The 12,144-nt window shown below is 65.8% G+C and carries 6 protein-coding genes and 2 pseudogenes; 3 read left to right on the top strand and 5 right to left on the bottom strand.

The window, feature by feature from the left end; translation table 11 throughout:
• Positions 1-1,678: 1,678 nt before the first annotated feature.
• From cas7c to cas5c, 3 genes are read right to left on the bottom strand one after another with little or no spacing between them, the layout of a single operon-like run.
• Complete coding sequence (gene cas7c / locus IG62_RS0127255) at positions 1,679-2,548, bottom strand: type I-C CRISPR-associated protein Cas7/Csd2 (protein WP_030808687.1); 870 nt, start codon at positions 2,546-2,548, stop codon at positions 1,679-1,681.
• 57 nt (positions 2,549-2,605) lie between these two features.
• Positions 2,606-4,426 carry a type I-C CRISPR-associated protein Cas8c/Csd1 gene (cas8c, locus tag IG62_RS0127260; RefSeq protein ID WP_234326763.1) on the bottom strand — a complete coding sequence of 607 codons (1,821 nt, stop codon included), beginning with the start codon at positions 4,424-4,426 and terminating at the stop codon, positions 2,606-2,608.
• Positions 4,427-4,433: 7 nt separating this feature from the next.
• A complete protein-coding gene (gene cas5c / locus IG62_RS0127265; RefSeq protein ID WP_051798661.1) occupies positions 4,434-5,204 on the bottom strand; it encodes a type I-C CRISPR-associated protein Cas5c in 771 nt (256 codons plus the stop codon).
• 18 nt (positions 5,205-5,222) lie between these two features.
• On the opposite strand from cas5c, the gene IG62_RS0127270 reads away from it, so the two are divergent.
• Positions 5,223-7,766 (top strand): CRISPR-associated endonuclease Cas3'', encoded by a 2,544-nt coding sequence (locus IG62_RS0127270; RefSeq protein ID WP_107053068.1) that lies wholly within the window; start codon positions 5,223-5,225, stop codon positions 7,764-7,766.
• 1,770 nt (positions 7,767-9,536) lie between these two features.
• On the opposite strand, the pseudogene IG62_RS42355 reads toward IG62_RS0127270, so the two are convergent.
• A pseudogene (locus IG62_RS42355) lies at positions 9,537-10,770 on the bottom strand (IS256 family transposase).
• Position 10,771: 1 nt separating this feature from the next.
• Here IG62_RS42355 and IG62_RS0127280 point away from each other — a divergent pair.
• Both IG62_RS0127280 and IG62_RS0127285 read left to right on the top strand, forming a co-directional pair.
• A complete protein-coding gene (locus IG62_RS0127280; protein ID WP_030808699.1) occupies positions 10,772-11,017 on the top strand; it encodes a hypothetical protein in 246 nt (81 codons plus the stop codon).
• 326 nt (positions 11,018-11,343) lie between these two features.
• Positions 11,344-12,069 (top strand): hypothetical protein, encoded by a 726-nt coding sequence (locus IG62_RS0127285; protein WP_030808702.1) that lies wholly within the window; start codon positions 11,344-11,346, stop codon positions 12,067-12,069.
• Here the strand turns inward: IG62_RS0127285 and IG62_RS46640 are convergent.
• A pseudogene (locus tag IG62_RS46640) lies at positions 12,059-12,144 on the bottom strand (IS5/IS1182 family transposase); the annotation flags it as partial. The gene IG62_RS0127285 and the pseudogene IG62_RS46640 overlap by 11 nt on opposite strands.

Consider the following 12,144-nt stretch of genomic DNA (forward strand, 5'->3'; position numbering starts at 1 on the left):
TCTGCCACCACTGCCAGGTCAGTTGGTTCGTTGCGATCCTCGGTCGCTTCCAAGAACGACCGCAGGGGGTCTGTTTCCAGGAGGGCGACCGCGAGGTCCGAGCGATCATGACGGAACCCTCGCGTCGGGTTGCGACCCTCGGCCGTACCCGAGGGTGACCGCCAGACCCGTTGAGGAACTCATCACCGATGACTTCCGGTACGTTGCGATCCACGGCCCCCCGGAGGGCGACCAGCAAGCCCCACTGGGGGCCCAGACCTGATTAGCGTCACGCTGCGATTCTCGGTCGCCCCGGAGGGCAACCGCCAGAGTAATGAGGGCATTGCCCAGGTCTTCCGCTTGTGTGCCGTTGCGATCCTCGGCCGCCCCGGAGGGCGACCGCAACTGCCGATGGAGCCGCGCCACGACTTGTCGTCGAGGTTGCGATCCTCTGTCACCCCGAAGGACAACCGCCACGCGTTCGCGCCGCTGATCACGCCGTACCCGTTGACGTTGAGATCCTAGTCAGTCCCGGAAGGCGACCGCCACGTCCAAGATGCAGGCTCGGGCGTGGGATCTGGAGACATTGCGATCCTTCGCCGTCATGGAGGACGACCGTCACGCCGATGTTCCGCGCCGTCGCGGACAAGCGCCCGGCGTTGCGATTCTCGGTCGCCCCGGAGGGCGACCGCCAGTCTAGCGCCCTGCCTGAGCTGCTGCCCGGTCGGCAGTTGTAATCCTCGGCCGCCCGGGAGGGCGACCGAGCAGCGACGCGGCCAGAGTCTCGCCCGCTGGTCCTAGCGGTGTTGCAATCCTCGGCTACCTCGGAGGGCGACCGCCCGCCTCCGCCAGGGTGTGACAGTGGCCGAACTCAGCGTTACGATCCGCGGTCACCCCAAAGAGCGACCGCGAGGCTAGAGATCATCTCGCCAAAGACACAACCCTTCCAGTTGCGATCCTCGGTCCCCCTGGAGGGCGACCAGTAGCCCGGTGTCCGGAGTACGTGATCCCGACTGATCCGTTGCGATCCTAGGCCGCCCTGGAGAGCGGCAGCCAGCAGTCCGGCCGACACCCGCGTTCGTAATGCCGATCATGTTGCGATTCTCGGTCGCCCCGAAGGGCGACCGCCGACCCTGCGCGCCCGTGCCGCCAACGATGTGTCCGGCGTTGAGACTCTCGGCCGCTTTTGGGACGGCCGAGTTTTCCACAAGTTGCCCGGCGCCGCGTACTTCGTGACGTCGATATTGCGATCCTCGGCCACCCCAGGGGGGCGACCGCCATCCCACGGTGACGATGCCGGCGACTGTGCGGGTATCGTCATTGCGATCCTCGGCTCGCCAGGTTACGACGAACCCGATTGACCCAGGCATCGGATGTCGATTTTCGGTCGTCCCGGAGGCGATCACCACCGGTTGCATGCTGAGCCAGTGTGGTGAGTTGAACGGGGTTGCGATCCTCGGCCGCCCCGAAGGGCGACCGCTAGAGGTATTGAGCACTCTCCCAGGTCTCATGTGGACGCGCTTGCGATCTGCAGCCGTCTTAGGGCGACCGTCAGAACGGGCCTAACGCCGAGTTCGGTCTTCTTGACGGCGTTGCGATCCTCGGTCGCCTTCAAGGGGGCGACCGCCACACGCAGATTCTGCCGAATCACCTGCGTGGACAGATGGCGTTGCGATCCTGGGCAGCCCAGAGAGCAAGTTCAGTCGATGAGCTGGGTCAGGGTCACCCCGGCGGGCACGTTGTCTTCGTCGATGGTGATGCGGTCGGTGTAGTCGTCCCAGGAGCGTGCCTCGCTGTGGCCGAGCGGCTTGATGCGGATCAGGTCAAAGAGCTTGTGTGCGGGAGCTCGTCCGTAGGCGTCGTCGTGGGAGAAGACGTACAGGCCGCGGATGGCCATTTCGCCGCGGGACGATGCCCTGTCGTGGTCGAACATCATGGTCAGGGCCTGCCAGTAGGCGGCGAGGTCTTCCGGGGTGACTCCGGCCTTGGCGCCGAGGGCTCCGGAGTAGAAGCCGTGGCCGCGGTAGAGCCCGTAGGGGACGTAGTGCTTGTTGCCCATCTCGGTGACCTTGCCCTTGGCCAGGTCCTCGGGCTTGTTCGGGGCGACACGGGTGATGCCAGCCTCGAGCGGCGTGACGGGGTCGATGGAACGGGAGAAGGTGAGCTGCATGGGCCCGCGAGCCCTTCCCGCGTGCTTCTTCTGGTCGCCCACGGACATGACGGCTCCGAACATGCGCACGTCGTAGAAGTTGTGGATCATCCACTCTTGCGCGGTGGCGGTCTCGCCTTCCTTGGCGCCCCCTTCGATGTAGGCGCGCTGGATCTGCGGGTTGAGGGCGACGCCCTGTTCGACGTACATCTCGAAGCCGGGCTTGCCCTGGTGGACGAGAGTTATGGTGTTGCGGATCTTGCGCTTGAGGGCGACGTCAGTGATGAGGCCCTGGCCGGTGATGGGGTCGGTCCGGGGCATGCCGCCGGCGTCGGGGTCACCGTTGGGGTTGCCGTCCTTGACATCGATGAGGAAGACGTAGTCGTGCTTGCGGGCGGGGTCCAGGTGCGCGTCGGTCATGGTTGTGGTCGGTGTCCTTCCGTGTCTGTGGCGTCGAGGTGAGCTGGCGATGGGGCGTTACCAGAGGGTGTTGTCCGATGCGTCGGCGTCCTCGGCGGAGGCTTCGGGGAGGGCGTCCGCTTGCTCTTCTGCGGCGAGTTCCTTGCCGGCCTCTCGTGCCTTGATGGCTTCTGCTGCAGCGCGTGCGGAGTGGGCTCGCTGGTGGTCGTAGCCGAGGATGAACAGGGCCTGCTGTTGGGTGTTCAGGTGGGCGGGGATGGTGTCGAGCAGGTCGAAGGCGTCCCGCAGTCTGCTGTCCATGGCCTTGGCCGCGGGTCCACTGGTGCGGGCGATGGTGCGCAAATGCGGTCGTGCTCCGATACGGAGGCGGGTGAGGACGGCTCGGGGGGAGACGACCGCGGTGCTCAGGTACTTGTCGGTGATGGTGGTGTTGACCTTGGGCATGGCTTTGCGCTGGATCGCTTCGAGCATGGCCATGATCCGTCCGCACACGTAGCCGGGCTCGGTCGACTGGGGATTCAGCTGGGGCACACAGAGCTCCTTGTGGCGAGTGGTCGTACGGATCAGGGCGAGGCGCAGCAGGGCGAGGCGGGGTCGGTCGAGGTGGTGGTCGGCGCGGATGCGCTGCAGGAGGACCGGCAGGAGATGGGCCGGTGGGGCGGCGCCGTGGAGTGCGGCTTTGGTGAGGTCGGCCTGGAGGTGCTTGGGGACGGTGGTGTCGACGTATTTGTTCTTGCGCTTGTCCCAGTGGGCGCAGGCGAGGGCGAGTCGCCAGACCGGCCAATAGGTGTAGGTGTTGTTCCAGCCGTCCCAGGTCTGTTGATCGGCGAACCAGGTCCCGAGTCTCCGTTTCAGTTCGGGGACGGGGACGGTGATCCAGTCGGCGACGATGACCCTGTTGGTGTTCACGCGCAGGGTGAGGGCGTGGAAGGCGTCCTCGTCGAGGACAACGAGTGCGTCTCGTCCCCGCCGGGGGTGGCGGATTCCGGCGATGAGCTGGGCTACCTCCTCGGGCTGGGGGTCGCGCAGAGTCCACATGGCTGTGTCGGTGTCGGGGTCACGGGTCCACCAGACGATGGCGGAGTCGTCGGCGAAGGCGCGGTGTTCGGGGTCGGCGAGCAGTGTGTTCAGGGCGGTGGCGGATTTGGTGCCGCAGTCGACGCAGATGGGGGTGGCACCGAGTTGCTTGGTGCCAGCCCGGAAGTGGGCGGGTTGGTTGAGGCAGACCAGCTGGGTGTTCATCCCGGAGTTGGGGATGCCCTTGATGGGAACCGGGAGCGTGGACAGCAAGGGCATAACGTGTCCGCACACGAGGCAGAGTCCCTGGTTCGCCTTGCCCGTCTTCCCGCTCTTCGCCTTCTTGACCTTGTGGGCCCACCAGCTCTTGGCTTCCGGTAGGTCGTGGGCCCACTCGCCGTCCACGCTGATGGCGACGAGGTGGTCCTTGTCCATCTCCAGCGGCCAGGCGGTCGGAGCGTGGCTGCTCAGCCATGCGGCCACCGCCTGCGCCTGGGGAAGGTGGGGGTGGTCGTTGCACCAGGACGTGACCAGTGCACGGTAGGCGGCGTGCCGGGTCCTCGCCTTGGTGACGTCGGCAGAGTTGGCCGAGAGGACCTTCTCCCCGTCCGGCCTTTTGACCAGGCCGGGATGGGCAAGCGCGAACTGCGCGGTGTCAGCAAACAGGATTGGTGCCGGCTTGGACCCGGAGCGTCCCGTGTACGGGGTGGTGATCTTCCGTTGTTCCTGACGGAGGTCGATGACCAGCGGTTCCGCGTTCTCTGTGCTGGATAGATCAATCTGCCACATGACCCGGCGCGTGAGGTAGTACTCAGGAGTGTCGCCCTGTCGGATGTCGGCTTGCCGGACGAGGCTCTGCATCAACACGTCAGGCCACCTCCTCCGCGGAGGCTCGTCCCTCGGCTCCGGGCGTGGCACTGACCTCGGCGGGGGTGAGCGGGCGGTCGGGCACGTGAAGAACGCCGTGCTCGAGGTTGGCCCGGAACCAGTGGTAGCGCTCTTTGCCCTTCGGGAGGTACTCGATGTGGTGGAGCATCAGCCCGAGCTCGTCGATGGGCGGAATGCCTGCCTGGTCGGCGGCGGTGACCACGCCGGCCCCCTCCGCCGATCCGCGAGGCCCGAAGAAGGCTGCGAACTCGCGGCAGCCGAAATGAGGCTGCTCGTAGCAGGCACCACGTGCGAGCCGTCGGTCGAACTGGTCGCGGTACTTCGGCAGGGGGGCGGTGCACCGGTCGGTGGCGCGGATCGTCGCGTGGATTCGGTAGGCGACGTCGCTCAGGGCGACGGTGACCCGCTGGCCGCGGTCTTCGGCGACGTCGTAGCGGTAGCCGTTGTTGGCCCGCAGGCTCTCGTAGGCGTTCTTGGTGATGATCGAGTTGTTGACCTCGTTGCGCCGGAAGCGGGTCCACCTCACCGGCTTGAGCTGCTCGATCCGCTCGACCCAGTAGGTCATCTCCGGCTTCCAGAAGATGGCCTCCAGCAGCCCCCTCGCCGCGGAGGGGGTCATGGTCGGATACGAGACCCGCTCTACCTTGAGCTCCGGACGCGTGAAGCAGGCCAACGGTCCCCACGCCTCCACCTCAACGCGTAGCGGCCGGTCCGCGCGCTCACCGCGCCGCCGGGTCTGCTCTCTGGTCATACAAACTTCCCCCTCCATATGCGGCTCGGCCGGTTGTCAGTGGTGCCCGTTACCGTCACGACACTGGCGATCGACCCGGATTTCCTGCAGCCACCCAAACGTTGCGATGGCCTCGGGTCGGCAGCTGACCGATCCGCGACCCATGTGTCCCAGGGTGGCCCGGTAACGAAATGTGGTGGTCTGGTGGATTCTCAGCGCATAAGTGATGAGATGTCAAACGGCCTTGCGGACAAGGCAGTTGATCCAGTAGGTGACTCAATGTCAGTCCCGGAAGGCAGACTCGTGGCCCACTCGCCGGGCCGCCAAGGGGCCTGGCACTGGTACGAAGACCACGCCCGCGGTACGGGCGAGCTGGCCCGTAGGTTCGCAGAGCCGTGGGGAGGCGGTGACATCGCCTACCGGCTTGGACGCGACCACGACACGGGCAAAGGGGCCTGTGCGTGGCAGGAAGGGCTGATCGAGGAGGCCGCCACCGGCCGCAAGATCAGACGGCCCTCGCACAACGACGCCGGGGCCCTCCTGTTCGCCCGGGCGACCGAACCTTTCCCTGCTCTGCTGCCCTGCGCCGGTGTGATCGAAGGTCACCACACCGGTCTGTCCGCGTGGTCAGAAGTCAGGCTCCGGTTGAAGGCTCTGATGGCCGACTCCAGCGAGGTGGACGAAGCGATCCACCGAGTCGCCGCGGTCATGCCGGAAATCCTGGACGGCTCATGCCCGGCCGCCCCGGACTGGCTCGACCCACGTGACAAGATCGCTGTGGAGATGCTGGTCCGCATGACTTACTCGGCCGTGGTCGATGCCGACCGTCTCGACACCGCCGCCCATTTCAGGCCCGGCGCGCACATCCGGCCGCATTTCGGCATGGCGGAACTGTGGGAGCGGTACGAGACCCGCCGCCAGGAGGCCCTCGCCGAACGCCAGCGCTCCAAGGGCGCCTCCTGGCTGGACAAGCTCCGCGAGAACCTCTACCAGGAGGCACTCGAAGCCGCCGTCGGCAAGCCGGGCGTGTACCGGCTGCACCTTCCGACCGGCGCCGGAAAGACGTTCACCGGCGGAGGCTTCGCCCTCCGCCACGCCTCCCTGCACGGACTGCGGCGTGTCATCGTTGCGGTCCCTTTCATCTCGATCACCGAGCAGAACGCAGCGGAGTACCGAAGCCTCCTGGACCCGGAGCAAGGACCGCCGGTGGTGCTGGAACACCACTCAGCCGTGAACGTCGAAGCACAGCAGCAACGCGCGCCGCAGTCCGCCCGCCCCTCGACGAACGTGCGCCACGGCCCGAAAGGGGGCCGGCCCAACTTGTGGACGAAACTGGCCACCGAGAACTGGGACGCACCCTTCATCGTCACTACCACTGTCCGCCTGATCGAAACGATCTTCGGAAGCACCCCCTGGGCGACCCGCCGACTCCACCGGCTCGCCAACTCCGTGATCGTCCTCGACGAGGTCCAGGCTCTCCCTGACAGGCTCCTGACCCCGATCCTCTCGGGCCTGCGGGAACTCGTGGAGCACTACGGCGTGACCCTCGTACTCTCATCGGCGACCCAGCCAGAACTCGCCGCACTGAACCCCTGGCGCGCCGGTCTCGCTCAACGTGACGTCGTCGCTGACCCCGCACCCCTCTTCAAGCAGCTGCGCCGCGTCAGATACGAGTGGCGGACCGGCCCGGAAGTGACCCTCGCAAGCATCGCCGCCGAGGCGGCCGATCACGACCAAGCCCTCGTCGTGGTCAACGGGACCAAGGACGCCAGTCAGGTGCATCGCATCTGGCTCGGCACGAACTGCGACGAGGACCCAGGCGTCCTGCACCTGTCGACCCGCATGACCGGCGGCCATCGCCGAGAATCCATCCAAGTGACAAAGCAACGCCTGGAGCAGGGCCTGGACATCCTCCTCGTGTCCACCTCGCTCATCGAAGCCGGCGTCAACCTTGACTTCCCCCGCGGATACCGCGCCAGATCAACACCGGAGTCCGAACAGCAGGCCGCCGGACGGGTCAATCGGGAGGGCAAGCGCCCCGCGAAGGACAGCGTCATGACCATCTTCGATCCCCGGGACGGCCTCAACCCGGAGATGGTCTACAACACGTGTGCCATCGCTGCGGCGTCCCGCCGCTTCGGCGACGGGCTGGCCGATCCCGACGATCTGGACGTCCTCCGCTCGTACTACCAGCACCGCTACCGCCTCCAGACAGGACAACACTCCAAGGACCCCAACGGAGCCACCGGAGAAGTCATCGAAGCGCTGCGAGCAAAGTTGCACTACCCGGAGGTCGCGCTCAGGATGCGGATCATCGACAACGAACACTCCGTGGCCGTGGTCGTCATCCGCCCCCAGCTCGAAGAAGAAACCCGACAGGCCGCCCAGAAGGGAGTCGACCAGCTCCGCCGCGGCCTGCCAACGCCGGTGACCTACCGCACCCTGCAGGAGCACATGGCATCCATCCCAGAGCGGGAACTGGAGCTGGCGATCAACGCCGGCTACGCCATCGAAGTCGCCGGTGACCTGCACCAGTGGGTCGGCCCCTACCACCCCCAACGAGGCATCGAACCCCCTGCATGACCATTCAGACCACCGAGCAACGCCGCACCAGTACGCTGGCGGAACTGGAACCGCCAGCCGGCTGCCGAAGTGTGGCGATCAGCTTGCAGCAGTGAAAATTCGAGTGCTTGGAAAACCAAACCCGTCGCGGTGGTCGCCCTCCGTGCGACCGAGGATCTCAACACGCTGGGCGAAGCTTGAGGCAGCGGCGGCTCGTGGGCCGGCGGTCGCCCTCCGGGGCGACCGAAGAATCGCAACATGAACGACGAACTGCGTGTCCTGACCCAGTTCCCCCTGGCGGTTGCCCTTCGGGGCACCGAGGATCGCAACGGGTTCTTGCACGGCCCGTCAACCCGGATGTACGGGTATGGCGGTCGCCTTCCGGCGCGACCGAGGATCGCAACACCGCCAACGGCGCGGCTAACCTCATCAAGGTGAGCTGGCGGTTGCCCTCCGGGGCGACCGAGGATCGCAACCACGAAGTCAACCTGCTGTTCGGGGACCTAATGTGAGTCTGCCGGTCACCCCCAAGGGGTGACCGGCTATCGCAAGCGTTACCAGCCGATCACCCCGTCCACGGCCGCGCAGTTGGCGGTCGCCCTCCGGGGCGACGGAGGATCGCAACCACGGCAGGCCCTGGCGTACTGCACAGAGGCCAGCAGTGGCGGTCCGTCTCAGGGCAACCGAGGATCACAACGTCTCAAAGTCCCACGCTCACGTCTGCATCTCGGACCTGGCGGTCGCCTCCCGGGACGACGGAGAATCGCAACATGGTGATCAGCGGGCGACCCTCCTCCACGGCGGGCGCTGGCGGTCGCCGTCCGGGGCAACCGAGGATCGCAACTGGGAAACGTCAAACGCCCCGCAGGACCTGCGGGCCCTGGCGGTCGTTTTTCGGAGGACCGAGGATCGCAACATCGCATAGTAGATGTCGATCATGTCGCCGGACGCGGCTGGCGGTCGCCCTCTGAGGCGACCGAGGATCGCAATGGCTACGGCCTGTGGCTACTCATCCTGACCGGAGTCGGTCGGCTGGCGGTCGACCTCCAAGCGACCAGAATCGCAACCACCCTGAGATCATGGGGGATGAATTCCTGGATTCACTGGCGGTCACCCTCTGGGGCAACCGAGGATCGCAACCAAATTCAACGCTGGATCGTAATTCCGCAAGGTCAGACTGGCGGTCGCCCCTTGGGGCGGCCGAGGATCGCAATCCCAAGGGTGGCGGCGGCAAGGTCATCCCCGTCACGTCTGGCGGCCGCCTTCTGCGGCGACCGAGAATCGAAACAACCAGCACAAGGACTACGCGCAACGGAATCGCCGGCGGTCGCCCTCCGGGGCGACCCGGATTCGCAACGGCGGCATAGTTGCCTCCTGGGGCAACGAAGGCACGCGGGGCCATCCCTACGATGGCCGAGGATCGCAACCCCGCAGTGCTCATGCCAGCGAAGGTCGTGCACGGCTGTGGCGGTCGTCCTCTGGGACAACTCGCAAGAGCATCGAGTCCACTGGGGTCGATGCGGCCCGCGGGGTGATGTTCTCCGGCGCAATTGGTCCGCTACTGGTCCGTGTGGAACTCCACCGGATGTCAGAGAGGACGAGAACCCAACACGTTACATTGGGTAGCTATCGCGCCGGGTTGCTGGAGCGCAACGATGCCTCCAGGTAACCGATTTCAGGCTCTAGAAGAACCCAAGTTTCTTCGGACTGTATGCAACAAGAACGTTCTTCGTCTGGGTCACGTCCGCTGGAGTGGTGTATCGACGGCCACTCGGTGATCTCGTTTTGCGGCTATGCGGTGAGTTCGGTGGGCAGGTCGGTCTCGTTGGTTTCTGACTCGATCGGGTGGAGGCGGGCCTTGGTGAGCAGGTCGAGTCCCATGTAGCGGCGTGCTTCGGTCCACTCGTCGTTCTGTTCGGCCAGCACGGCGCCGACCAGGCGGATGACGGCGGTGCGGTCGGGGAAGATGCCGACGACGTCGGTGCGGCGGCGGATCTCCTTGTTCAGCCGTTCCAGGGGGTTGTTCGACCAGATCTGCCGCCAGATCTCGCGCGGGAAGGCGGTGAAGGCCAGGAGGTCGTGCTGGGCGGCGTCCAAGTGGGCTGCGGCCTTGGGGAACTTTGCCTCCAGAGCGTGTAGGACGTGCTGCATCTGAGCCTTCACGGCGTCGGTGTCGGGTTGCTCGAAGACGGTCCGCAGCAGCGTGGCCACCCAGGGCTGGGCCGATTTCGGCACCTGGCTGAGCAGGTTGCGGGCGTAATGCGTGCGGCACCGCTGCCAGCTCGCGCCGGGCAGGACCGCGCCGATGGCGTCGACCAGGCCGGCGTGGGCGTCCGAGATGACCAGCTGGAGGCCGGACAGGCCGCGGGCGATCAGCGAGCGCAGGAAGGCCAGCCAGCGCCGTCCTCGGCGGTGGCGACGTCGATGCCGAGGATCTCGCGGTGCCCGTCGGCGTTGACGCCGACCGCGATCAGCGCGTGGACGTTGATGATCCGGCCGCCCTCGCGGACCTTTTGAGTCAGCGCATCGACCCAGACGAACGCGTAGGGGCCCTGGTCCAGGGGTCGGTTACGGAAGGCGGCGACCTGCTCGTCGAGGTGCCGGCCATCGCCGAGACCTGTGACTTGGACAGCGGGGTGACGCCGAGCGACTCGGCGAGCTTCTCGACACGGCGGGTGGACACACCCAGCAGGTAGGCGGTGGCGACCACCGAAATGAGGGCCTGTTCGGCCCGGCGACGCCGTTCGAGAAGCCAGTGCGGGAAGTAACTCCCGCTCCTGAGCTTGGGGATGGCGAGTTCGACGGTGCCGGCCCTCGTGTCCCACTCACGCGGGCGATATCCGTTGCGGTGGTTGACTCTCTCGTCGCTGACCTGCCCGTATTCGGCGTAGCAGAGTGCGTCCGCCTCCGCGGACATGAGTGCGTCGGCGAACGTCTTGACCATCGCGCGCAGCAGATCGGGACTCGCCGCAGCGAGGTTGTCCTCGGCGAGGACGTGCAGGGGCACACTGTCAGGTACGGTCATCGTGCTGATCTCCTTCGGGCTTCGACACCTCGAAGATCAGCCGGTGGCCGTTCATCTATGCGGGCATCATCCCGACGCCGGAGCAAACCCCCGGATCAGGTCGAACCCGTACACCACTTCCCTGGACGCAATCTTCGTCTGCTGGTGGTACACGGCTTGCATGGCGCTGACCAGCGCGAATGTGACGGCCGATGTGGATCTGGCGGTCTCTGGCCCGCATATGGTCCGGATCTTGGTTGTGGGTTGAGCGAGACCTCGACTGGGTTGGGTAGGGCCAACGGCACTGTTCGCAGTCGCAGAGTCTGGAGGGTTTGGCGAGGCGGTTTCTGATGGGCCGGCTCCTATTTGTCTGCGCCCGCAACGCCCATACCGTGGCTGTTGACACCCGGCGAGGGGAGCTGCGAGCGCTGTCTTGAATCCGCGTCGATCGTTTCGGACACGATGCGTCGGTGGATGCGTTGCCGGAATCAGGGAGACATGAGTAGCGTGTGCAGGCTTGTGCCGTCTTGGTCTGTGGTGATGTGAGGGGACCCTTGCCCGATTCCGTCGCTTTGAGGTCTGCCGGGAGTGGGCATGCCTGACACCGATCTTCTGCGTGCGAGCCGTGACGGCGATCAGTTCCACTATCACTGGGCGGCTCGGCAGGCGCTGAAGCTGTTGCTCCCTGGTGCAGATTTGACTGCGATCGCCATCGAGGGCGTGTCGCAGGATGACACGGCGGGGCGCGACGGTGAAGACGTCATTGACATCGCCGAGTACTACGGCGCGACCGGACTTCGCGAAGCGAACCGCGTGGTGTATCGCCAGCTGAAGCATTCGACTGCGCGGGCCACCGAGGAGTGGACCGTGTCGGGACTTGGCGGCACCGTCAGCGGGTTTGCAGAGAAGTACCGACGAATCAAGCTGGAGTCGCCGGGACTTGAGCGGAAGGTCATCTTCGAGTTCCTATCCAACCGGCCGGTCCGCGACTCCGTTCTGCGTGCGATCAGGGTTCTGGCAGTGGGCGGTGAGCTCGGCGACTACGCTCACGAGGTCAAATTTCTCAAACAATATGCGGGGTTCTCGGACGACGCAGACGGCGAAGCCGGTTTCTTCAATCAGCTGCAAGTGGATCCCACAGCGCCGGGCTTGCTGCGACTCGAAGGGCTGTTCCGGCTGGATCTAGCCGGATTTCTGCCCGGCGCTCCCGATGTGCAGCCCCTTCTGCTGAAAGAGATGATCGCGCGACGCGCGACCTCGCTGGAGACGAATCACGTCGTCGACCGCTCCACTGTGCTTAGAGGTTGTTTCAGTTGGTGAGTCGGCGGTAGCTGATGAGGGCTGCGGCGATGCCGACGAAGGCCAGGAAGTGCTCGGCCTTTCGCTCATAACGGC

Source organism: Streptomyces sp. NRRL S-337, assembly GCF_000720175.1.
Taxonomy (GTDB): Bacteria; Actinomycetota; Actinomycetes; order Streptomycetales; family Streptomycetaceae; genus Streptomyces; species Streptomyces siderophoricus.